We start from the raw sequence: 23,359 nt of genomic DNA, 5'->3' as shown, positions 1-23,359 counted from the left end.
TGGTCCCCCTCTTTCTCGTCTTCATGACGATAAGAGGGGGACTCGCTTCTCGTCAATACGACGAAAGGGGGTGTCGGCGGTCAGACGATGCCCTCCGCGATCTCCTCCCGCTCCCGCTTGGTCCCGTACGCCGCCTGTGACGGCACGCCGTACGTCCTGCGGGCCACGTACCACCACGCGGTCGCCAGGATCAGCACCACGGCCAGCGCGATCACCGCGTAGTTCATGGACTCCCAGTTCACCGGCGCCTTCTGCGGCAGCAGGAACAGCACCGTCACGATCGCCACCCACGACACGGCGATCCACCCGATCGGCTTGCTCCACCGCCCCAGGTGCCACGGCCCCTTCTGGAAGCGGTCGCCCGCCCGCAGCCGCAGGAAGATCGGAATGGCGTAGGCGGGCGTGATGCCGATGACATTGATCGCCGTCACCGCGCCGTACGCGGTCGCCGAGTACAGCGACGGCACCGCCAGCAGGCAGGCGACGCCCACCGAGAGCCACACCGCAGGAACCGGCGTCTGGGTGCGGCTGCTGACCCGCCGCCACAGCTTGGAGCCCGGCAGTGCGTTGTCCCGGCTGAACGCGAACACCATCCGGCTCGCCGCGGCGACCTCGGCGTTCCCGCAGAACAGTTGCGCCACGATCACCACGAGCAGCAGCGCCGTCGCCCCGCCCGAACCCAGCGCGTCCAGCAGGATCTGGGCCGGCGGCACCCCGGTCTCGCTGCCCACCGTGCCCGCGTAGTCCTGGATGGCGTACGTCAGCCCCGCCAGCAGGGCGAAGCCCGCCAGCCAGGACACCCAGATGGCCCGCACGATGCCCCGCGAGGCCGCCACCGACGCGTTGGAGGTCTCCTCCGAGAGGTGGGCGGAGGCGTCGTACCCGCAGAAGGTGTACTGCGCGAGCAGCAGCCCGATCGCCGCCACGTAGATGGGGCTGTCGATGCCGGTGTCGTTCACGAACTCGGTGAAGACGAACTTCGTCGACTGGTGGTGGTCAGGGACGATGGTCAGCGCGCCGACGATCACCGCCACACCCGCCAGGTGCCACCACACGCTGATCGAGTTCAGCACGCTGACCAGCCGTACGCCGAACAGGTTCAGCACCGCGTGCAGCAGCAGGATGCACATGAAGATGAGCATCGTGGAGCCCGGCGTCGGCTCGAACCCGAACCGCAGGTTGAGGAAGGCCCCGGTGAACAGCGCCGCGCCGTAGTCGATGCCCGCGATCGCGCCCAGCAGGCCCAGCAGGTTCAACCACCCTGTGTACCAGCCCCACTTGCGGCCGCCGAGGCGGTCCGCCATGTAGTAGAGCGCGCCCGACGTCGGGTACGCACTGGTCACCTCGGCCAGCGCCATGCCCACCGTCAGCACGAACAGCCCGACGCCGACCCAGCCCCACATCATCACGGCGGGGCCGCCGGTGCCCAGGCCGAAGCCGTACAGCGTCATGCAGCCGGACAGTACCGAGATGACCGAGAAGCTGATCGCGAAGTTGCCGAACCCGCCCATCCGGCGGGCCAGCACCGGCTGATAGCCCAGTTCGCGCAGCCGGGCCTCCTCGTCCTGCTGCGCGGGCGGCTGCGAGCGGGCGCCCTTCTTGAACGACGGCGCGGAGAGGGACATGAGTCTTCCTTCACTGGGGGGACGGATGGTGGTGCGTGTGCGGTTCTGCGGTGTGCGGTGTGCGTGGGCGGTTCTGTTACGAGAGGGACGGGCCGTCTCTTACGAGAGGGACGGGCCGGAGGCCTCCAGGGACCGCGAGCGGGCCCGGAGGTACAGCTCCTGCGCCGCCTGCGCGGTGTCGCCCTGGTCGTCGCGGATGCGGTACGTCCACGGCACGGGCACGTAGTACGGGTCCAGCGTCCGGAACACCCGGGCCGCCTCGGTGAACTGGTGCGCACCCCACAGGGCGTGCGCGAGATGGCTCAGGTCGAGCGGCGAGGAATCGGCGGGATCGGCGACGTCGAACCAGTCGTGCAGGGCCGCCCGCCCGTCGCGGATCGCGTCGTCCGTCACCCAGTGCAGGTCGAGCGCCCTGTCCTGGCCGCGCTCCCGCCGGTAGCGCTCCGCCCGCACATACAGCGGCAGCGTGTGCGCGGGCGAGCCCACCGGGGACGAAGCAGCGGCCCAGCGTGCGTAGTTGACGGCCTCAGGGAGCGCTCCGTGCGGACTGCGCGCGTACACGAACTGGAGCATCCGCTGATGGGCCTCCCGGTTGTCGGGGTCACGCTTGGCGACCTGCTCCAGCAGCGCCCACGGGCCGGGGAACAGCATCGGCCCCGGCGGCGGCAGCCGGTGCTCCGGCATCCGCTGGTCCCGGTCGAGCGGGGACAGGGCCAGCAGGCACACCCACGGCACCGGGTCGTCCGGCACCAGCTCGGCGTAGATCCGGCACGCCTCCCACGCCTCGTGCCACCACACGGTGGTCTGCGGATGGCCCTCCCGGTGCGCCCGGGTCGCCCGCTCCACCGCGACCCGGGCGTGCATCGCGGTCGCGACGGCACTGCGCGGCTCCTCGGCGCGCCAGGCGCGCACGGTGTCCGTACCGGCCGCGACGGCCGCCAGGACCTGGGTACGTCGGGTCCATGCCGACCAAGTGGACGTACCCGCAAGTAAGTTCCGCATCGCCAGCCATCTGCCTGCCCGTAACTCCTGGACGACAGAACGCAGTTCGGCGTCGTGGCCTGCGGGGTGGTACACCGGACGGAAGTCCTCGCTGGGCATCGTCGCTGGTCCTCTGGTGCGGTCGTCGGCCGGGATGGGTGCGGGGGTGACGGCTGCGCCTCACATGCGAACCATGCGCAACTGCCGTGTGCCGCCGTGTAGTTGACCATGGATCGGAATTCCGGTCCAGCGCATGGGGGCGGGAAGGGGGGATCGGGGAACGCTCGCATCCGTATGTGCTTGACGGGGGCCGTGCGCCTGGCGGAGGCTTTGGCCGGACTTCGGACGGTCGGCGGGGCGAAGGGGTGCGGGGATGGGCGGGGCAGTCGGCGGCGTGTCGCGGAGCGGGCCGGTGCTCGCCGTGGACCAGGGCACGTCCGCCACCAAGGCGCTGGTCGTCTGCCCCGAACGCGGCGTGATCGGCACCGGCCGGGCCCCCGTGCACCCCCGCCACCTGCCCGGCGGCCGGGTGGAGGTGTCCCCCGAGGAGCTGTACGCGTCGGTGGTCGCCGCCGGTCGCGAAGCCCTCGCCGCGGCGGGCGAACCGGTCGCCGCCGTCGGCCTCGCCAACCAGGGCGAGACCGTCCTGGCCTGGGACCCGGCCACCGGCGCGCCGCTCACCGAGGCGATCGTGTGGCAGGACCGCCGGGCTGCCGACCTCTGCGCGGAACTCGCCCCGCACGAGGAGAAGCTGCGACACCTCACCGGGCTGCCGCTGGACCCCTACTTCGCCGCGCCCAAGATGGCGTGGATACGCCGCCACCTCACCCGGGCGGGCACCGTCACCACCAGCGACGCCTGGCTCGTCCACCGGCTCACCGGCGCGTTCGTCACGGACGCGGCGACGGCGGGGCGCACCCAGCTCCTCGACCTGGACAGCGTCTCCTGGTCCGCCGTCGCACTCGACCTCTACGGCCTCGGCGAGGAGCCGCTGCCCGAGGTCGTCGCCTGCGACCGTCCCGTCGGCACGACCACGGCCTTCGGCGGTGAACTCCCGCTCACCGGACTCCTGGTGGACCAGCAGGCGGCGCTGCTCGCCCAGGGGGCGACGGTGCCGGGTGCCGCCAAGTGCACGTACGGAACAGGGGCGTTCCTGCTCGCCCGGGCGGGCCGCCGTCCCGTCCGACCCACCACCGGACTGGTGGGGTGTGTGGCCTGGCGGCTCGGGGACCGTACCGACTACTGCCTCGACGGCCAGGTCTACACGGCGGCCTCGGCGGTGCGGTGGCTCACCGACCTGGGCGTCATCGCGGGCGCCCACGACCTCGACCGGGTCGCCGCCCAGGTCCCCGACGCCGGGGGAGTCACCTTCGTACCGGCCCTCGCGGGGCTGGCCGCGCCGTGGTGGCGCAGTGAGGCGCGGGGGAGTCTGAGCGGCCTCGGGCTGGACACCACGGCGGGCCACCTGGTGCGGGCGCTGTGCGAGGGGCTGGCGGCGCAGGTCGCGGAGCTGGCGCAGGCGGTGGGGGCGGAACTGGGGGCGCCGCTGGCGGAGTTGAAGGTGGACGGGGGGCTCACGCGATCGGCGGTGCTGATGCAGGTGCAGGCGGACCTTCTCCAGGTGCCGGTGGTGGTGTCGGCGTCGCCGGACGCGACGGCGCTGGGGGTGGGGGCGGCGGCCCGGACGGGGCTGGGCTTCCCTCTGCCGGAGGCGCTCTTCCCTGCGGGGGAGCCCTCGGCAGTGTACGAGCCGGTGATGTCGCCCGGGGAGGCGGAGGATCGTCGAGCGGCGTTCCGCTCGGCCGTCTCCCACCCCACCCCGCCCCTTCCCTAAACCCTGCGGGTCGATGGGTGGCTGCTGTCCCTGATGGGGCTACGCCCCTCGCCCCCTGCACGGCTCCGCCGCGCGTCCTCAAACGCCGGACGGGCTGATATGCCGCCCGAAGGGCAGGCATTCAGGGGCGCGGGGAACTGCGCGACCAGCCACGACGCACCCGCACAGAACCGTGCAACAGCCCCGCAGGGTTACGGGAAGGGGCGGGTAGGGGAAATCCCGCCCCGGCACCGGGTGCCGCCCGACCGAGCCCCCGCGCAGCACTCCCCGCACCGGGTGCCGCCCCGACCGAGCCCCCGCGCAGCCCCCCCGCACCGGGTGCCCACCCACCACCCCGCACCCCAACCACCCCCCCAGAGGAGCACCCCCATGCCCACCCCACCCCCCTACGACCTCACCATCATCGGCGCCGGCCTCATCGGCACAGCCCTCGCCCGCCACCTCACCACCCACACCCCACCCGGCCGCCGCCCCCACGTGGCCCTCCTCGACGCCTCCGACGACATCGGCAACGGCACCTCCAAGGCCAACACCGCGATCCTCCACACCGGTTTCGACACCACCCCCGGCACCCTCGAATCCCGTCTCGTCCGCGACGGACACCGCCGCCTCCTCGCCCACGCGCAAGCCACCGGCATCCCCGTCGAACCCCTCGGCGCCCTCCTCGTCGCCTGGACCGAGGACCAGCTCGCCGCCCTCCCCGCCCTCGCCGAGAAGGCGGTCCGCAACGGCGTCCACGACACCCGCCCCCTCACCCCCGCCGAGCTGTACGCCCGAGAACCCCACCTCGGCCCCGGCGCCCTCGGCGCACTCCACGTACCCGGCGAGAGCATCATCTGCCCCTTCACCACCCCCCTCGCCTACGCCACCGAAGCCGTCCGCGCCGGAACCGACCTCCACCTCAACACCCGCGTCGAGCGCATCACCCCCACCTCCGACGGCCACGAACTCCACACCACCCGCGGCACCCTCCGCACCCACCGCCTCGTCAACGCCGCCGGACTCCACGCCGACACCATCGACCGCCTCCTCGGCATCGACGACTTCACCATCACCCCGCGCCGCGGCCAGCTCCTCGTGTTCGCCAAGGAGTCGAGAAAGCTGGTCAGGCACATCCTGCTGCCCGTCCCCACCGCCCTCGGCAAAGGCGTCCTCGTCACCCCCACCGTCTTCGGCAACGTCCTCCTCGGCCCCACCGCCGAAGACCTCACCGGACCCGACGCCAAGACCGCGCACCACACCACCCCCGAAGGCATCGCCCACCTCCTGGAACACGGCCGCCGCATCATGCCCGCCCTCCTCGACACGGACGTCATCACCTCGTACGCGGGCCTGCGCACCGCCACCGAACACGACGACTACCGCATCCGCGCCCACCCCGGCCTGCGTTACGTCACCGTCGGCGGCATCCGCTCGACCGGCCTCAGCGCCTCCCTGGGCATCGCCGCCCACGTCGCCGCCCTCCTCGCCGCCGACGGCTTCCCCCTCACCGCCGAACCCGGGCCGTCCGCACCGCCCCGCATGCCCAACCTCGGCGAAGCCTTCCCCCGCCCCCACCAGCGCCCCGAACTCATCGCCCGCGACCCCGCCTACGGCGACGTCGTCTGCCCCTGCGAGAACGTCACCCGGGGCGAGATCCGCGACGCCCTCACCTCCACCGTCCCCGCCCGCACCCCGGGCGGCCTCCGTCGCCGTACCCGCGTCGAAGCAGGCCACTGCCGCGGCGCACGCTGCGCGGACGCCGTCCGTGCCCTGTGCGCGGAAGTACTGGGCGCGGGGACCGCAGACGTATCGAACCGGCCGGAAACCGGCCCCGTCGGCCAGATCCATCCCGTATGACCGATTGAAGCGACATCTCTGGACTATTGTTCGACCGTCCGAAAAGAGCAGAGATCAGTGAGGCGTGTGATGACACAGCGAATCGACGACGGCCCGGTCACGCCTCGCGCAGGCTTCTTCCAGCGGCCGAACCTGGGGAAGGCGGTCCTGGTGATCGCCGCCTACCTGGTTTTCTACCTGCTCGTCGGCCAGGCCGTCGGCGCCCTCTTCGGCGACCGGATCAACAAGGACGACGTCCTGGCCACCGGCGCCAGTGTCTTCTTCGCCTTCATCCTCCCGATCGGCATCGGCGGACTGGCCCTCTTCGGCTTCACCGCCTCCGTCGGCTGGCTCCGTGAGGTCTTCGGCCGGCAGACGGTCGGGGGCAGGCCCTGGATGTGGATCGGCCCCGGGCTCGCGCTCACGGCCATCGTCGCCCACGCCGCCTCCACCGACTGGAAGAGCTGGCGCCCGGAGCAGATCGCCCTCATGGCCGTCTTCGGCCTCTGCGTGGGCTTCACCGAGGAACTCGCCACCCGAGGCCTGGCGGTGCGGATGCTGCGCGGTGCGGACCACTCCGAGCGGTTCGTGATGGTGGTGTCCTCGGTGCTGTTCTCGCTCATGCACGTGATCAACCTGCTGAGCGGGATGCAGGCGAGCACGGTGCTCGTCACGGTCGTCTACACCTTCGGCTTCGGCGTGTGCATGTACCTCACCATGCGCGTCACCGGCACGCTCTGGGCCGCGATCCTGCTGCACGCGCTCACCGACCCGACGACCGTCCTCGCCTCCGGCGGCGTCGACAAGTCCGTCACCCAGCACAGCGGCGGCTGGTCCCTGGTCACCGCGGCCGCCACCATCCTGATGGTCGTCTTCGCCGTCGTGGCCGTCTTCCTGGTCCGCGACGACCGCCGCACCACCGCGCAGATCTGAACGAGCGACCACGCGGACGTGCCCTGACGGGGATCGGCTGTCGTCCGGGCACGTCCCGACGAGGCTCCCGTCAGGGCGCCGGCCCCCGTCAGGGCACCAGCCCCCGTCAGGGCACCAGCCCCCGCACATCCTCCGCCGCGAACCGCACGAAGCCCTCCGGGTCCGGCTCGTCCGCCGTCGGCTGGAGCACCACCGTGTCCGCCCCGGCCTCTGCCAGCTCCCGCACCGCCTCGGCCACGGCCCCGGCGGCCCCGGCGACCCCCAGCACCGGCACGGACTCCCGGCCCTCCCCGGCCAGTTCGGCACGCAGCCGCTCGGCGGCGCCGGGGCCGGTCGCCGCCAGCAGGTAGACAACCACCTTGTGCGGGCCCTCAGCGGTTCGGCCCGCCGACTCCCGCCCCTCGTCGACCAGTCGACGCGCCCTGCGCACCCCCTCCGCCGTGAACGACGCGTCCAGGATCGTGCCGTCCGCCGCCTCGCCCGTCAGCCGCAGCGTGCGCGGCCCGACCCCGCCCGCGTACACCGGAGGAACCTCCAGCGGGGGCCAGTCCAGCGCCACGTCGTCCAGGTGTACGTACGTCCCGTCGACGGTGACCCGCTCCCCGCGCAGCAGCGCCCGCATCGCCGACAGGTACTCGCGCAGCAGCGTCAGCGGAGACGCCGGGCGCGCGCCGACCTGCCCCATCCAGTCCTGCACCCCGTGCCCCACCGAGAGGGACACCCGGCCCGGGAAGAGCCGCAGCAGGGTGGCCGCCTCCATCGAGGTCAGCGCCACATTCCGCAGCGGAACCGGCAACAGCCCGACCCCCACGTGCAGCCGCTCCGACCACGCGAGCGCGGCGGCGGCCGCCGCCACCCCGCTCTCCAGGAAGCAGTCTTCCCAGAGCCACAGCTCCTCCAGCCCCGCCGCGTCCGCCGCGCGCACCAGCGGACGCAGCCTCTCCGGGGCCAGCTGAGGACGGAACACCACGCCAAGAGTCGTCATGGTGTCCTTCGTACGCGCCGAACTCTCGCACTGGCAAGCCCCGTTGATCACCGGCAGCGCAGCTGATCCCCCGTCACCGGCGCTCCCTCGACCATGCTCCTGTCGTACGTCACCTCGGCCACCGCCTGCGCCACCCGCCCGACCCGCACCTGGAAGACGTGCCCGTTCCCCTCGACCGGCCGCAGTTGTGCGCCCGGCAGCGCCGCCGCCAGGGTCGAGGCGTACCGCTCCCAGTACGGGTCGTACGTGATCACGGTCGGCCCCTCGGCCCGTACCGCGGGCGGCTCCGCCTTCGTCACGTCGAAGCCGCTGCGCCGCAGGGCCTCCGCCACGTCCGGGTCGTCCACCCGGGCCGGTACCGTACCCGGCTCCATCTCCACCGGCACCGCCCGCAGGGTGAGCTCCTCGGCGACCGGCCGGTCCTCCCGCACGGCGGCGAACATCCGCTGCGCCCGCACCTCGTCCCACACCAGGGTCGAACCCCACTGCGGCACCCGGTGGTCGAAGGCCTTCATCGGCACCGTCGCGAACTCCAGCTGGTCGGCGCGCAGTTCGCGCAGCCCCCAGCCCAGCTTGAACAGCGTCGCCACACCGGTCCCGGCGTCCGTGCGCAGACGCGGGAGCAGCGCGGACGCGGTGTCGACCAGCTTCACCGGATCGCTCAGCGCGCCGGCGTCGGCGAGCCGCGTGAGCATCCCGAGCAGCAGCCGCTGCTGACGGCGCACCCGGCCGAGGTCGCCGGGCGGCGACACCTTGCGGGCCCGCGCGTACCGCAGCGCCTTCACGCCTGGGAGCACATGGGTGCCGGGGGACAGGCTCAGACCGGAATTGCGGTCCTCCAGCAGCTTGTCCGTGCAGACCTCCGCGCCGCCCAGCGCGTCGACCGCATCGGCGAACCGGGCGAAGTCCGTCTCCAGGTAGTGGTCGATCCGCAGCCCGGTGGCCTGCTCGACGGTGCGCACCGCGAGGTCGGGCCCGCCGTGCTTGTACGCGCCGTTGATCTTCCCCGCGTGCTGCGGATGGTCGTGCGGGGCGAACTGCACGTACGAGTCGCGGGGCAGCGAGACCACGCTCATCCGGCGGCCGTCGTCGGAGAGGTGCACCAGCATCATCACGTCGGTGCAGTTGCACTCCTGGCCGCCGACGTGGAGCTTGTTGATCTGCTGGCGGGTCATGCCCGCACGCCGGTCGATGCCGACGATCAGCAGGTTCGTGCCGGGCGCCGCGAGGGCGTCGGCGGAGAGCGTGGCGTCGTGCGTGAGCGCGAACGGGGCCGGGGCGTCGGCCGTCGCCGGGAACGGACCGGCCGCCAGCGAGGCCACCAGCAGCGCCGCGAGCGCGAGTCGGCGACGGCGGGAGTGGATGCGGCCGGAGAGGGGGCGACGCGGAAGCAAGAGGACCTCCAGGGAGCAAACCGACAGGCAGCGAATCGCCGGGAAGCGAGTCGAAGCGGTACGAGCAGAACCCCCAAAACGGGGCAAACCTGGCGTGAACGTCTCGCAGCCTAGCGCAGCACACCCCTAAATCGATGGCCGCCGTGCTGATCATCGGATTAATGTCCGCGTCATGCTTCCCGAGGTGAACACCGCAGAAGAGTGGGACGCCGTCGTCCCCGACGACGCGCGCGTACGCCCGGGCGCCCAGGACCTCTGCGCCCGCCTCGGCCTCGGCGGACTGCCGCTGGTCCGCTTCTCCGAGGGCTCGCAGCCCGTCTACGCCGTCGGCGACACCCATGTGCTCAAGCTGTTCCCCGGCGTCGACGCCTCGGACGCCGTCACCGAGAGCCGTGTCCTCGCCCACCTGCACGGCCGCCTCCCCGTCGCGACGCCGCAACTGCACTCCACCGGCGCGTACGAGAACGGCTGGCGCTACGTCCTGATGTCCCGCCTGCCCGGCGACGACCTGGCCAAGGCCTGGCCGTCGATCCCCGCCGACGCCCGGGGCGACCTCGTCGCCGAGGCGGCCGGGGCGCTGGCCGCCCTGCACGCCCTCGATCCGGGGCCCCTCGCCGCCACCCTCGGCCCCGTCGACTGGGGCGACTTCCTCGCCCGCCAGCGCGCGGGCGCGGTCGAGCGGCAGCGCAGCCGGGGGCTGGCCGAGGAGTGGGTCGAGGCGATCCCCGGCTTCCTCGACTCCGTCGACCTGCCCGCCGACCCGCCGCGCGTCCTGCTGCACACCGAGCCGATGCGCCAGCACTTCGTGGTCGACCCCACCACCTGGCGGCTCACCGGCCTCTTCGACTTCGAGCCCGCCCTGCTCGGCGACGCCGCGTACGACCTGGTCGGCGTCGGCCTCTTCCTGACCCGGGGCGAACCGGGCCTGATGGCCCGCTTCCAGAAGGAGTACGGCCGCACCTTCGACCCGCGCCACCTCCTCGCGTACACCCTGCTGCACGTCTACGCCAACCTGCCCCGGTACTTCCGCGAGCTGCCCGCGCCACCCGGGCCGACGTGGGACGCGGTCGCCGAGACCTGGTTCGGCACCGGCTGACACGCCCGGGGAAACGGTTCCTCTTGTTGACACCCCACCGGGGCGCGCCGCGTGCGCCGTCCCGGTGTTCGGCCTGCGTACGTCCGAAGCGATTCGAACGCCAACGCGCGCACCGGTGCGCGCCACCCCCGGCGCTCGCGGCGCGAACGGAGGCGTGCAACGGCGTGGGCCCGGGTGGGTAAGTGGCCGAACATTTCGAACATCGGGCAAGGAACAAGGCGGTATTCGGCCACTTGGCGGCCACCTGTGACCGTCTCGGTGCTATGCGGACCGTTTTCGTGCCGACCCCGGCATCCGCCCATCGGAATCCCGGATTCGGCACCCCGAAGACTCTCGATGGCAAGAGGTGTACACGTAAAGATCCGCCCCGATGGCCACGTGCGTCCCCTGGAGATCATCCACAGCGCGCGCCGGGCCGGGGATCCGGCGTACCGACAGCTCCGGACACACGGTGCTCAACCAGCGCCAGATCACGGGCAGTTGCATCGTTATTGACGATCGGACATGGGCATATAGGCCGCAGCACAGAACAGAACACCGCACTGCACGTTGAAACCTGGACTCCAGGGGGATTTCCCATGAACGTCGCTTCGGATCACCGGCTTGTTCAGCCACTGCCGCACGTGCCCTTCTACTGCCCGGTGACACCCGCGGCGCACCCGGCGGCAGGGGTGCTGAACGAGTTGACCGTCGACTGGATGTTCCGGCAGAACCTCGACACCGACGAGGACCAGCGGGCCCGGCTCGCCCGCTGCGACTTCGGCGGACTCACCGCTTTCACCATGCCCTACGGCAGGCTCGCCCCGCTCACCCTGATGGCCAAGTTCCACGCCGTCCTCTTCTCCCTCGACGACGGCGTCTGCGACGAGGCCCGGCCCACCGCGGGACAGCTCGCCAGGGAGGTCGGCCTCATCATGCGGGCGATCGAAGCCCCCGGCGAGCCGATCCCCGGCGAGTCTCGACACGCCGCGGTCCTGCGCGACCTGCGGATCGAGCTGGAGCGGTACGCCACCGCGCGGCAGATCCGCCGCTGGGTCGACGCCATGCGCGTCTACACCTCCGGCCTGGTCTGGGAGGCGGAGTGCCGCCGCAGCCCCGGCCAGCCCTCCGTGAACGACTACGTCACCCTGTGGATGCGTGCCATCGGCATGGCCCCCTCCACCGCGATGATGGAAATAGTCGCCGGCTACTCCGTCCCCGACGAGGACCTGGAGGACCCCCGGGTGCGGGCCCTCACCGAGATCACCTGGACCCTCGTCAGCTGGGACAACGACCTCTACTCCCGCAACAAGGAACTCCTGCGCGCCGACGACGACCTCAACCTGATCGACGTCCTGTGCCACGAACTCGACTGCGAACCGGCCGTCGCCCTCCAGTACGCCGTCGCCATGCGCGACCGCGTCATGGTGCTCTTCCTGCGCCTGCGCGAGCAGGTCCTGCGCGACGGCGGAGCCGAACTGCGGCGCTACGTCCACGACTTGGGCCAGTTCGTGCGCGGCCACCTCGACTGGGCGGCCCGCTGCCCGCGCTACCGGGTGGTTCCCCAGCAGGTGACCCCGCTCGCCAAACCGGTCGGCTGGTGGAAGCACCGTCCGGCCGACGACAGCACCGAGGCGCTGCCGCTGCCGACCATCTCCTGGTGGTGGGACCAGTGGGATCAGGTCGAGGAACACGTCGAGGCCGTCCGACACGCCGCCTGAGACGACGCGCGAACGGCCCCGACACGCCCGGCGCCGCCGGGCCCCGGTCCCGTCCGACCGCTGCTAGTAGCCCCGCCACCAGGTGACCAGCTTGCGCCAGGCCCGCACCGGAGCCGACCCCCGCCGCTGCGCCGGGATCGTCGCCGCGGGCGGCACGGCCTGGGGCGCCTGGGGCACCGGACCCGGCTGCTGCACCGTCTGCGGTGCGGCGGCCGCGGGGGTACCGTGCTGCGGCGACGCCACCTGCCAGTCGCGTGCGGGCGCGGGGCGCTGCGTCGGCGTGGTGGGCCCGGTGACCTCCTGCGGCGGCCGCGGCGCGAACGACACCGGCAGTTCGATCAAGTGACGGGTCATCAGCGATCCCCGCCAGCGCAAGTCGCTCTCCTCCACGGCGAGTTGAAGGTCCGGCAGGCGCATCAGCAGCGCGTCGACGCCGGTGTCGGCGATGGCGCGCCCGATGTCCTGCCCCGGGCACTCGTGCGGGCCGCCGCTGAAGGCCAGGTGGGCGCGGTTGCCCTGCATGGAGGCAGTCGGATCGGGGCGTACCACCGGGTCGACGTTGGCGGGCGCGATACCGATGATCAGGGCGTCGCCCGCCTTGATCTTCTGCCCGCCGAGCTCGGAGTCACCGGCCGCCCAGCGGCCCAGGATGCTGGTGAACGGCGGTTCGTCCCACAGCGTCTGCTCGACCGCCTCCGGCAGCGTCATGTGGCCGCCGCTGAGCTGGGCGCGGAAACGCGGGTCGGTGAGCATCATGCGCAGCACGTTGGCGATCAGGTTGGCCGTCGTCTCGTACGCGGCGATCAGCACGAGCCGCAGGTGCTGCGCGGTCTCGTCGTCGGTGAGCCCGGCCGGATGGTGCACCAGCCAGGACGCGAAGTCCTCCTCGGGCTCCGCCCGGCGCCGCGTCGCGAGGCGTTGCAGTGCCGCCATCACGTACTCGTTGCTGGCGATCGCGGTCTCGGTGCCCTTGATCATGTCGCGGGCGGCCTGCACCAGGCGCTCGTCGTACTCCTCGGGCATGCCGAGGATCTGGCACATCACCATCATCGGCAGGTGCTCGGCGAACTGGCTCACCAGATCGGCGTGCCCGTCCTGGCAGAAGTCGTTGACCAGCCGGTTACTGAACCGGTTGATGAAGCGGCGCACGCCCCGGTGGTCGATCCGGGCGATGGAGTCGGTGACCGCGCCGCGCTGGCGCTCGTGCTCGGCGCCGTCCATGAACACGCAGACGTCCTGGTACGCGAAGATCGGCGCGAGCGGGTTGTTCATCGTGACGGTGCCGTCCTGCAGCAGCCGCCAGCGGCGCGAGTCCCGGGAGTACAGCGAGGGGGTGCGCGTCATGTGCAGGTTCTCGCTGTGACCGAGCACCAGCCAGGCGGGCACGTCCCCGTTGAGGAGGATGGGGGCCACCGGACCGTGCTCGGCGCGCAGCTTCTCGTACAGACCCATCGGGTCCTTCTCGTGCGCCGGGCCGTACAGCCTGCGCAGCCCGCCGGGGCCGATCTCGCTGATCTCCGGTTCGGGCGTGCCGCCCAGGGCGTGCGCCGGGCACTCGGGCGGCGGCAGCGGGGACGGGTCGAAGGGGGAAGTCATCGCAACTCCTGGTGCAGATCGGGAAGTTCGAGGGCGCCGACGCGGTCAGGACCGCTGGAGGGCGAGCGCGTGCAGATAGTTCATGAGGGTCATCAGCACGTCGCGGCTGGACGCCCGCAGCCGGGCGTCGCAGTTGACCATCGGGACCTCGTCGGGCAGGTCCAGCGCGTGCCGCAGCGCCTCCATCGGGTGGCTCGGCGCGTCGGGGAAGGAGTTCACGGCGACCACGAACGGCACCCCGCGCTCCTCCAGGCGGCCGATCACGTCGAAGCTGACCTCCAGCCGCCGGGTGTCGACCAGGACGACCGCGCCGAGGGCGCCCTCGAACAGGCCGTTCCACAGGAACCAGAAGCGCTCCTGCCCGGGCGTGCCGAACAGGTACAGGATCAGCTGCTCGCTGATGCTGATCCGGCCGAAGTCCATGGCGACGGTCGTCGCCGTCTTGCCCTCGATCCGTGAGTTGTCGTCGACGCCGATGCTGGCCTGCGTCATCGTCTCCTCGGTGGTCAGCGGGCGGATCTCGCTGACCGCGCCGACCATCGTCGTCTTCCCGACGCCGAAACCGCCGACGATCACCACCTTCACCGCGGCGGTGGCAGTGCTGGGCAGTACGTCCTCGGTACGGGGGCCCGTGATGGTGTCAGAGCCGTTGAAGTCCATGCATCACCGCTTCGAGAAGGGACCGGTCGGGGAGTACGGCGCGCACGATCGGGGCGCGCGATTCGACCAGTTCGGTAGCGAGGAGGTCGGTCAGCAGCGAGGTGACCACGCTGAAGGGCAGGCGCAGGTACGCGGAGATCTCCGCCACCGACAGCGGCGCCCGGCACAGCCGCAGGATCGCGGCCTGCTCGGGCTGCACCGTGGGCGACGGGGTGGAACAGGCGACGACCATGGTGACCAGGTCGAGCGCGGCTCGCTCCCCGCCGTCCGGGCCGCCGGTGATGACGTACAGCCGCTCCGGGTCCCCCTTCGCCGACCCCGGTTCGGGGGCGGACGAAGGGGCGGGGGGCAGCTTCTCTCGGCGTTCGCGGCGGGGTGTTTTCATCCGTGGTGCCCGTCGTGCCGGGGCGGACTGGTCAGGTGGGCTCCGATCCGTACGACCAGGTCGCGCATCCGCGCGCCCACCAGACCCGCGTCCACCGTCTCGTCGGCGAGGACCGCGAGATAGGCTCCCGCGCCCGCCGCCATCAGGTAGAAGAAGCCGCCGTCGACCTCGATGACGACCATCCGCATCCGGCCGTCGCTGTCCGGGATCTCGGCGGCGACCGCGGCCGCCAGGCTCTGCAGACCCGCGCAGGCGGCGGCGAGGCGGTCGGCGACGTCCGGGTCGCCGCCGTGCCGGGCGATGCGCAGTCCGTCCGCGGAGAGCACCACGATCTGGTGGATCTGCGGTACGCCGGTGGCCAGGTCCTTCAGAATCCAGTCCAAGTTGGCCCGCTGCTGGATCACTTCAGATCTCCCTTGTCCCACGTGTTGTCGTGTGCGCCGTCGGCCTGTTGCGTGGGCGGGCCGTCCGCCTCGGCCGGCGGGTCCTGCGGCACTCCGTTGGCCGCCTTCGTGAATGCTTCGAGCCAGATGCCCGGCTCGGGTTCCTCCTTGGCCGGGACTCCGGCCGCCGCGGCTGCTTCGGCCGCGGCCTGGCGCTCCTGCGCCGGAAGGTTGTGGGAGCCGAGGGGCGCGCGGCCCCGGCTGCGGCGCTGCGGCAGCCCGTTCTCGGTCCATTCGGTGACCACGGGAACGTCGTCCTCCATGGCCGACATCGGTACCGGCCGAGGGGGTGCGACCGGCGCTGCGGGGGCGGGCGTCGGCGGCTTCGGCCGGGTGGCGGGACGGGGCTTGCGCTGGGGTGCGCGGGCCTCTTCAGGCGTCATGCCTTCGCTCTTGCCGCCGCGCGGCACCGCGGACGCGCCGATGCCGTGGGCGATGCCGGGGGCGGGACCGGTGGTGACGATCTCACGCGGAACGATCAGGACCGCCCGCACCCCGCCGTACGCGGACTGCCGCAGCGACACCTGGAGGTTGTACATCTGGGACAGCCGCCCGACCACGGCCATGCCGAGGCGGGGGGTGTCGCCGAGAGCGTTCAGGTCGATACCGGCCTGAGCCTGGGCGAGCATGTTCTCGGCCCGGCCGCGGGCCTCCTCGCTGAGACTGACGCCGCCGTCCTCGATCTCGATGGCGATGCCGGTCTGCACCTCGACCGCGGTGACGTGCACCCGGGTCTGCGGCGGCGAGTACCGGGTGGCGTTGTCCAGGAGCTCGGCGCAGGCGTGGATGAGCGGTTCGACGGCGGTGCCGATGATGGCGACCTTGGCGATCGAGTGCAGGTCGACGCGCCGGTACTCCAGGATGCGCGACATGGCGCCGCGCAGCACGCTGAACAGCGGTACGGGACGCGGCCACTGACGGGACGGGCGGGCGCCGCCGAGCACCGAGATGGAGTCGGCGAGGCGGCCGATCAGCGCGGTGCCGTGGTCGATGCGCAGCAGGTCGTCGAAGACCTCCGGGTTGCGCCCGTGGTCCTCCTCCATCTGCCGCAGTTCGCTCGCCTGCTGGTGGACGATCGCCTGCACACGGCGGGCGATGTTGACGAACGCGCGCTGCGCGGACTCTCGCCGGGCCTCTTCGAGGTCGATGATGTCGAGCACGGTGCGCAGCAACTCGCGCTGGGCGTACGGCAGATCGCGGTAGCGCTCGTCCGCGTCGACGACGTCCCGGATCACCTCGGCGGGCGACTCGCCCGAGCGCAGCCGCCGGATCGCGGCCGGCATGAGCTCCTTGGCCAGCCGTACCGTCTCGTCGTCGTGCTCGGCGAGCCGTCGCTCCAGCTGGGCGATGCGCGCCGCGTGGTCGGCCTGCGCGTGGCGCAACGCCCGTCCGCGCCGCACGATTTCACCCGTGAGGGCGGCGATCACCACCGTCGCCACGGCTCCGGCCCAGACGACGGGTATCCGGGCCGACTCGCCGACGAAGACCGCCGTACCCGCGGTGGCCGCGACGGTCAGGACGACGGCCAGGGCGATCGGCCGGACGAAGGGGGATTCCTGCTGTCGTGCCGCGTGCGCCTGATGTGTCGCCTGTCGTGCCTGATGTGCTGCCTGACGTGGGGGGGATTCAACCCGAACCATGGAGAGCCTCTGGCGGTGATTGGGGGACGTTTTCAAACAAGTGCGACCTAGGGGAACAAGTGGATGAATACACATCAACTCGGCTTGTTGCGCAGCGAGCTTAGCCCGCTCGCGTGAGGGCGTCGGCCGGTTGTGCCAAGCCCCTGCACCGATCGTCGTCCCAGGCATAGACTCACCGACTTTGTACGTTCGGCGCTCGGTTGTGTGCGGCGAGTCACCGGATGGAAGGAATATGCCGCAAGCGCAGGACGGTGACGGGTGGGGCTTGATAACGCGAAACGGCCCGCCCGCCCCAGGGGGCGAACGGGCCGTGCGGCGTGCGGCGGAGCGCTAGTCCCGCGTCACCATCGGCAGCAGAAGCGCCGCGGACCAGCTGAAGTTGGTGGAGTTCAGGGGTGCCCCGGTGGTCGGGTCGTAGTTCTCCATGATGGGCCCGTTGCCCTTCAATCCGCCCGCCTGTGCGAGGAGTTGCCCGGTCAACGCGTCCGCGTCCCGGTCGTACCCGTACTTCCGCAGGCCGCCCAGTGCGAAGTACGCCTGGTCCAGCCAGACCGGGCCGCGCCAGTACTTCGTCGGCTGGAAGTACGGCGAACTCTTCGCCACCGTCGGGAACGGCACCTTCGTCGCGAACTCCGCCGGGTCGTTCAGCTTCGCCCGCACCGCCTTCGCCTGCTCCTTGGACGCCGTGCCCGTCCACATCGGCACCGCGCCCTCGATGCCCCGCCCGCGCGCGGTCAGCAGCGTCGCGCCGCCCAGCGCCTTGTCGTGGAACCACCCCGTCGCCGGGTCGTACATCCGCTCCCGCACGGCGGCGTGCGTCGCCCGGGACTTCTTATCCCAGGCCCGCGCCTCGCCCGACTTCCCCAACTCCCGCGCGATCCGCGCCAGATACCCCTGGTCCGCGGCGAGATAGGCGTTCAGGTCCACCGACTCCTGGTTGACGGAGTAGCCGACCACCTTCCCGTCGGGACCCTTGTTCTCGACGACCGCCGAGCCGAGGGCGGCGTCGAAGCGCGGCGCGTTGTCCATGCCGCTCTCCCAGGCGGCCGCGACGAGCTGCTGCTCGGGCGAGTTGTTCGCCGCGTCGACCGTCGCCCCGTACTCGGCCAGACCGTTGCGGTCGTGGTCGCGGGTGCGGTACCACCAGTCCTGGTACGCCGTCAGCTTCGGGTACATCTCGCGCAGGAAGGACCGGTCGCCGGACTTCGCGTACACCTCCCACACCGACCACGCGGCCAGCGGCGGCTTGGAGTTGCGCTCGTTCCAGTTGCCGCCGTCGCGTGCCGGGTCGTTGTAGAAGACGCAGTCGGGGATCATGCCCGCGTCCTGCGGGCGCGTCGCACTGTCGGGACGTATCTGATGGTCGAACATCGACCGGATCTGGCTCTGCGCCAGCGACGGCTCGAACCGGGCCGTGCCCACCGCCTGCTTCCAGGTGTCCCACGACCACAGACCGCCGGTGAACCACTTGTACGAGATCGACGGCGTGATCCCGTCGTGCGCCAGCTTCCCGGCGGCCCCACGCCAGTTCGTCACCAGCGTTTCCAGCGCCTTCACCGCGACACGCCGGTCCTCCCTCGGCACGCCCCGCGTCACCGAGTCGACATAGCGACGCCACCGGGCGTCGGCGGAGGCGGCCGCCGCGTCCGGCCGGGCGAGCGCGGACCGTACCGCCGGAGCCTCACGGACCCGCTCGGCCTCGGTGAAGGTGTACGACTCGGTCCAGTCGAAGGAGTGACTGCGGCCGGGCCGCAGGGTGACGGGAGCAAGCGCCTCGGTGCGGTACGTGTCCCCGTCGACGGTGGTGCGCACCGGCTCCCGGTGGGTGATCTCGAAGCGCTCGGTGCCGTCGGTCAGGTAGTCCCACGTCTCGCGCACCTTGGCGAAGTCCACGCCGACGCCGCGCCCGGTCGCCCGCAGCTGCGGCGCGTCCTTCATCGGCGCGTCCTCGGGCCGCAGCAGCGAGCCCGTCCAGCCCGCGCCGAGCGTGCGCGTCTGCCGCCCGGTGTTGCGGACCTCGGCCCGCACCAGCGCGGTGCGCTGCGAGGAGAAGCGCAGCTCCAGCTCCAGGCGCAGGCCGCCCCCGAGGTCGTACGACTGGAGCAGCCGCCCCGGCTGCGAGGTGAAGCGCGGCGTGCCGCCGGCCGCGAGGTCCAGCTGCTTGCCGGACTCGGTGAGGTGCAGCCGGCTGAAGGCCTTGCTCAGCCACCAGGGGTACTCCTGCGCGATGTACAAGGGGCCGGTGAAGCCCCCGTAGGCGGCCGTGTCGCCGGTCTTGGGGAGGGCGTACGCGTGCCAGGCGCCCCGGTCGGCGAAGACGTTCACGGAGTTGTTGCGGCCGTCGGCCTCGTCGGGAAGGGCGGCGGCGGGGGAGCCCTGCCGGTCGAGGATGTCGCGGTAGTCGGCCGGTCTGGTGGTGTCGGCCGGTCCGGGCGGTGCCGAGGAGGCGGGGGCCGCGACGACTCCGGCGAGGAGCGTGCCGGAGACCAGGGCGACGGCGAGGGCGCGGGTGCGTGGGTTCATGGTCACCTTTCAGTGGGGGAGGTTCGGACGACGGCCGCGCCGAGGGACCCGAGCCGGATGCGGTCGTGCACCTGCTCACCGGAGAGCAGGTCGGTGCCGGGCAGTGCCGGGGTGTCGGCCTCCCGGTCGGTGTGGTTGAGGAGGAAGAGGTACGGGCCGCGCAGCACGGCCTCGACCCCCGCGGGCGGCGCGCCGCCGAGCACCGGCAGCACCTCCGCCTCGGTGAGCGCCCCGTCGAGCACGGGTCCCACGTCGGCGAGGTGGCAGCTCAGGTAGCGGGCACTGCCCCGGCCCCAGGCGTTCCGGGTGACGGCGGGCCGCCCGGCGAGCGTCCCGTCGGCGTACGACAGCAGCACCTCGGCGCCCTCGGCGACCAGCCACTCGCTCCACACGGTTGCCGACGCGGCCTCGCCGACCCGCACCGACTCCCCGTCCGGGATCGGCCAGAACTCGTCGACGACCACCCCGAGCACCTGCCGCAGCGGCCCCGGAGCGCCCCCGGTGTGCAGATGGTCGTGCTCGTCCACGACCCCGCTGAACGGCCCGCACACCAGATGCCCGCCCCGGTGCACGTACGCGGCGATCCGCCGGGCGTGCTCGGCCCGCAGCAGATACAGGTTCGGGGCCAGCACCAGCCGGTACGGGGCGAGATCCGCGTGCGGCGGTACGAAGTCCACGCTCACCCCGCGGGCGTGCAACGCCTCGTACCAGGGGCGCAGCAGCTCCCGCCAGCGCATCCGCTCCGAGGGGTGGTCGGTGCCCTCCAGCGCCCACCACGAGTTCCAGTCCAGGACGATCGCCGCCCGCGCGGTGATCCGGGCGCCCGCCACCTCGGCGAGCCGCCCCAGTTCCGCGCCGAAGCGCACCGTCTCCTGCCAGCCGCGCGAGGCGGTGCCCCGGTGCGGGAGGAGCGCGCTGTGGAACTTCTCCGCGCCCGCCCGCGACTGCCGCCACTGGAAGTACATGATCCCGTCCGCGCCCCTGGCCAGCGCCTGAAGGGACCAAAGGCGTTGCAGACCCGGGGGTTTGGGGACGTTGACGGGCCGCCAGCTCACCGCCGACGGGGCCTGTTCGAGCAGCAGCCAGGGCTTGCCGCCCTTGAGGGAGCGCATCAGGTCGTAGTTCAGGGCCGCCCCGACGTGCGAGGTGGGATCGGCCGGGTCGGGGTAGGCGTCGTCCGAGACGATCTCCTCGTGCTCGGCCCACTCCCAGTAGTCGAGGGCCCGGAACATCGACATGAAGTTGGTGGTGGCCGGGACGTCGGGGGAGTGCTCACGGAGGATCTCCCGCTCCGTGCGGTGCAGGCGCAGCAGCGCGTACGAGCAGAACCTGCGCCAGTCCAGCAGCTGGGTGGGGTTCACCGGCCCGGGGGCGGTGCGGGGCGGTTCGACGTGCGCGAAGGACGCGTAGTGCTGGGACCAGAAGGCCGTCCCCCAGGCGTGGTTGAGGGCCTCGATCGTGCTGTAGCGCTGTTCGAGCCAGTCGCGGAAGGCCCGCGCCGACGCGGGGCAGAAGCACTCGGTGACGTGGTCGCCGTACTCGTTGTGGATGTGCCACAGGGCGAGGGCGGGATGTTTCCCATACCGCTTGGCCAGCTTGCGGACCAGCTTGCCCGCGGCCTTGCGGTACGCGTCGGAGGACGGGCAGTAGTGCTGCCGCGAGCCGAATTCGAGGCGTACGCCGTCGGCGGTGACCGGCAGGATGTCGGCGTGCGCGCGCACCAGCCAGGCGGGCGGGGAGGCGGTGGCGGTCGCCAGGTCCACGGCGATCCCGTGCGCGGCGAACAGGTCCATCAGCCGGTCCAGCCAGCCGAACTCCCAGATGCCGTACAGGGGTTGGATCTTCGCCCAGGAGAAGACGCCGACCGTCACCATCGTGACGCCCGCCTCCTGCATCAGCTTGACGTCCTCGGCCCAGGTCTCCTCGGGCCACTGCTCGGGGTTGTAGTCGCCGCCGTACTGGATGCCGGTGGGGAAGAGCTGGCTCACTGCTTCACCGCCCCGCCCAGCAGGCCGGAGACGAACTGCCGCTGGAAGCACAGGAAGAGCAGCATCAGGGGCAGCGTCGCGAGCAGCGAGCCGAGCATCAGCCCGGAATGGTCGACGCGGGAGAGTCCGGTCAGGGTGTTGAGCGCCACGGGCACGGTGTAGGTGTCCTCCGAGTTCAGCATGAGCAGCGGCCAGATGAAGCTGTTCCACGCACTCATGAAGGTGAAGATGACCAGGGCCCCCAACTGCGGTCGCACACACGGCAGTACGACCGTGTAGAAGGTGCGCAGCTCGCTGGAGCCGTCGATCCGCGCCGACTCCAGGAGCTCGTCGGGGAAGTCCAGGAAGCCTTGCCGCATCAGCAGAATTCCGAAGGAACTCGCGAGGAACGGCAGGATCACCGCCTGGTACGAATTCACCCAGCCCAGGCTCGCCATCATCTGGAACAGCGGCACCAGCAGCACCTGGAAGGGGATCATCATCGTCGCCAGGATCACCCCCAGCAGCAGCCCGCGCCCCCGGAACCGGAACTTCGCCAGCCCGTACCCGCACATCGCCGAGATCAGCGCGCTCAGCGCGGTGTGCACCAGGGCGATGCCGATGCTGTTGAGCATGACCCGGCTGAACCCGATGGTCTCCTCCAACCGGGCCAGATTGTCGAGGAGTTGACCGCCGGGCAGGAACGGGGGAGGGGAGCGGAAGAGGTCCCGGGTGGAATGCGTGGACGCGATCGCCATCCACACGAACGGCACCAGGCTGACCACCGCGCCGAGGACCAGGACCAGCCCGACGGCCGCCCCCGCGAGCCGCCGCGCGGGAGTCCTGCGTACGGCGGCCCCTTGTGCGCGTCCATCCGTGTGAGCCGTGCTCATCGGCGCTTCTCCCGTCCGAACAGGAAGTACTGGGCGAGGGACAGCACCGCGATCAACGCCACGACCACCCACGCGATGGCCGCCGCATAACCGAAGTCGAGCTGCTCGAAGCCGGTCTTGTAGAGGTAGACCACCGGGGAGAGGGTCGCGTTGTCGGGGCCTCCCCGGGTCAACACGTAGTTCTCGTCGAAGAGTTGGAGGGTGCCGATGGTGGAGGTGACCGCGCAGAACAGGATCACCGGACGCAGCTGCGGGACGATGATCCTGCGGTACGTCGCGAAGGTCCCCGCCCCGTCCAGTGCGGCCGCCTCGTACTGCTCCTTGCCGATCGCCTGGAGCCCGGCGAGCAGGATCACCGCGTTGTACCCGGCCCACCGCCAGGTCAGCGAGGCGATGAGCGAGACGCGGGCCCAGGCGGGGTCGTTGAGCCAGTCGACGGGCCCGGCGCCGAACACCGCGAGGAACTGGTTCACCAGCCCGCCGTCCGTCTTCAGGAGCACCTGGAAGACGACGGCGTACGCGACGAGCGTGGTCACGGCGGGCAGGAAGTAGATCGCCCGCCAGGTGCCCCGCAGCCGCAGCCACGACTGGTTGAGCAGCCCCGCCAGCAGCAGCGCGAGCCCCACCATCAGCGGCACCTGGACGACGAGGATCAGCCCCACGTTGAACAGGGACTCCAGGAACGCCGGGTCCGACGCCATCCGCCGGTACTGGTCCAGCCCCACCCACACCGACGTCCCGTCACGCTCGGCGGTGAAGCTCTGGAAGAGGCTCGCGCCCAGCGGGTACGCGAAGAACACGACGAACAGCACGGCGGCGGGCCCCGCGAACACCCAGGGGATCACCCGGAACCGCTGCCTGCGCCTCACGGGCGGGGGCGGTGGGG

Annotated in this window: 18 protein-coding genes; 5 read left to right on the top strand and 13 right to left on the bottom strand. The window is 71.7% G+C overall.

Annotated features, from left to right (window positions below; translation table 11 throughout):
• Positions 1 to 80 precede the first annotated feature (80 nt).
• Together ACIO3O_RS29685 and ACIO3O_RS29680 are read right to left on the bottom strand one after the other, a co-directional pair.
• Positions 81 to 1,625 (bottom strand): amino acid permease, encoded by a 1,545-nt coding sequence (locus tag ACIO3O_RS29685; RefSeq protein ID WP_401751168.1) that lies wholly within the window; start codon positions 1,623 to 1,625, stop codon positions 81 to 83.
• Between the two features lie 99 nt (positions 1,626 to 1,724).
• On the bottom strand, positions 1,725 to 2,726 hold the full coding sequence (locus ACIO3O_RS29680) for a hypothetical protein (protein WP_401751166.1): 1,002 nt from the start codon (positions 2,724 to 2,726) through the stop codon (positions 1,725 to 1,727).
• Positions 2,727 to 2,979: 253 nt separating this feature from the next.
• On the opposite strand from ACIO3O_RS29680, the gene ACIO3O_RS29675 reads away from it, so the two are divergent.
• The 3 genes from ACIO3O_RS29675 to ACIO3O_RS29665 all read left to right on the top strand — a co-directional run bounded on the left by ACIO3O_RS29675 (position 2,980) and on the right by ACIO3O_RS29665 (position 7,191).
• Positions 2,980 to 4,440 (top strand): FGGY family carbohydrate kinase, encoded by a 1,461-nt coding sequence (locus tag ACIO3O_RS29675; protein WP_401751163.1) that lies wholly within the window; start codon positions 2,980 to 2,982, stop codon positions 4,438 to 4,440.
• A gap of 369 nt (positions 4,441 to 4,809) precedes the next feature.
• The gene (locus tag ACIO3O_RS29670) at positions 4,810 to 6,279 is read left to right on the top strand and encodes an NAD(P)/FAD-dependent oxidoreductase (protein ID WP_401751160.1); all 1,470 of its coding nucleotides are present in this window, start codon (positions 4,810 to 4,812) and stop codon (positions 6,277 to 6,279) included.
• 69 nt (positions 6,280 to 6,348) lie between these two features.
• Positions 6,349 to 7,191: a CPBP family intramembrane glutamic endopeptidase gene (locus ACIO3O_RS29665; protein WP_401751157.1), complete on the top strand. Its 843-nt coding sequence runs from the start codon at positions 6,349 to 6,351 to the stop codon at positions 7,189 to 7,191.
• A gap of 106 nt (positions 7,192 to 7,297) precedes the next feature.
• Here ACIO3O_RS29665 and ACIO3O_RS29660 read toward each other — a convergent pair whose 3' ends face one another.
• Together ACIO3O_RS29660 and ACIO3O_RS29655 are read right to left on the bottom strand one after the other, a co-directional pair.
• Positions 7,298 to 8,176, bottom strand: a complete 879-nt coding sequence (locus ACIO3O_RS29660) for an LLM class flavin-dependent oxidoreductase (RefSeq protein ID WP_401751155.1) — start codon at positions 8,174 to 8,176, stop codon at positions 7,298 to 7,300.
• 47 nt (positions 8,177 to 8,223) lie between these two features.
• Complete coding sequence (locus tag ACIO3O_RS29655) at positions 8,224 to 9,570, bottom strand: LCP family protein (RefSeq protein ID WP_401751152.1); 1,347 nt, start codon at positions 9,568 to 9,570, stop codon at positions 8,224 to 8,226.
• Positions 9,571 to 9,742: 172 nt separating this feature from the next.
• On the opposite strand from ACIO3O_RS29655, the gene ACIO3O_RS29650 reads away from it, so the two are divergent.
• Complete coding sequence (locus tag ACIO3O_RS29650) at positions 9,743 to 10,666, top strand: aminoglycoside phosphotransferase family protein (RefSeq protein ID WP_401751149.1); 924 nt, start codon at positions 9,743 to 9,745, stop codon at positions 10,664 to 10,666.
• 578 nt (positions 10,667 to 11,244) lie between these two features.
• Complete coding sequence (locus ACIO3O_RS29645) at positions 11,245 to 12,366, top strand: hypothetical protein (RefSeq protein WP_401751146.1); 1,122 nt, start codon at positions 11,245 to 11,247, stop codon at positions 12,364 to 12,366.
• 63 nt (positions 12,367 to 12,429) lie between these two features.
• On the opposite strand, the gene ACIO3O_RS29640 is transcribed toward ACIO3O_RS29645, so the two are convergent.
• The 9 genes from ACIO3O_RS29640 to ACIO3O_RS29600 form a co-directional block, all read right to left on the bottom strand.
• Entirely contained in the window at positions 12,430 to 13,962 is a 1,533-nt protein-coding gene (locus ACIO3O_RS29640) for a cytochrome P450 (RefSeq protein ID WP_401751144.1), read from the bottom strand.
• A 45-nt stretch (positions 13,963 to 14,007) separates the two neighbouring features.
• Positions 14,008 to 14,622 (bottom strand): GTP-binding protein, encoded by a 615-nt coding sequence (locus ACIO3O_RS29635; RefSeq protein WP_401751142.1) that lies wholly within the window; start codon positions 14,620 to 14,622, stop codon positions 14,008 to 14,010.
• Positions 14,603 to 15,007, bottom strand: a complete 405-nt coding sequence (locus ACIO3O_RS29630) for a DUF742 domain-containing protein (protein WP_401751139.1) — start codon at positions 15,005 to 15,007, stop codon at positions 14,603 to 14,605. Before ACIO3O_RS29630 ends, ACIO3O_RS29635 begins: the two co-directional genes overlap by 20 nt.
• Positions 15,004 to 15,411: a roadblock/LC7 domain-containing protein gene (locus ACIO3O_RS29625; RefSeq protein WP_189824633.1), complete on the bottom strand. Its 408-nt coding sequence runs from the start codon at positions 15,409 to 15,411 to the stop codon at positions 15,004 to 15,006. Before ACIO3O_RS29625 ends, ACIO3O_RS29630 begins: the two co-directional genes overlap by 4 nt.
• Positions 15,408 to 17,090: a sensor histidine kinase gene (locus ACIO3O_RS29620; protein ID WP_401751136.1), complete on the bottom strand. Its 1,683-nt coding sequence runs from the start codon at positions 17,088 to 17,090 to the stop codon at positions 15,408 to 15,410. The genes ACIO3O_RS29625 and ACIO3O_RS29620 overlap by 4 nt, the downstream gene beginning before the upstream one ends.
• 330 nt (positions 17,091 to 17,420) lie before the next feature.
• Entirely contained in the window at positions 17,421 to 19,613 is a 2,193-nt protein-coding gene (locus tag ACIO3O_RS29615) for an MGH1-like glycoside hydrolase domain-containing protein (RefSeq protein WP_401751134.1), read from the bottom strand.
• Between the two features lie 2 nt (positions 19,614 to 19,615).
• Positions 19,616 to 21,601 (bottom strand): beta-galactosidase, encoded by a 1,986-nt coding sequence (locus ACIO3O_RS29610; RefSeq protein WP_401751131.1) that lies wholly within the window; start codon positions 21,599 to 21,601, stop codon positions 19,616 to 19,618.
• Positions 21,598 to 22,473 carry a carbohydrate ABC transporter permease gene (locus ACIO3O_RS29605; RefSeq protein WP_401751129.1) on the bottom strand — a complete coding sequence of 292 codons (876 nt, stop codon included), beginning with the start codon at positions 22,471 to 22,473 and terminating at the stop codon, positions 21,598 to 21,600. The genes ACIO3O_RS29610 and ACIO3O_RS29605 overlap by 4 nt, the downstream gene beginning before the upstream one ends.
• Positions 22,470 to 23,342, bottom strand: coding sequence for a carbohydrate ABC transporter permease (locus ACIO3O_RS29600; RefSeq protein WP_401751127.1), 873 nt, complete (start codon positions 23,340 to 23,342; stop codon positions 22,470 to 22,472). The genes ACIO3O_RS29605 and ACIO3O_RS29600 overlap by 4 nt, the downstream gene beginning before the upstream one ends.
• Between the last annotated feature and the right edge of the window lie 17 nt (positions 23,343 to 23,359).

Source organism: Streptomyces sp. NPDC087440 (genome assembly GCF_044744005.1).
GTDB lineage: Bacteria > Actinomycetota > Actinomycetes > Streptomycetales > Streptomycetaceae > Streptomyces.
The sequence above is the reverse complement of the archived record's forward strand: the minus strand, read 5'-3'. Positions and strand labels throughout refer to the sequence as shown.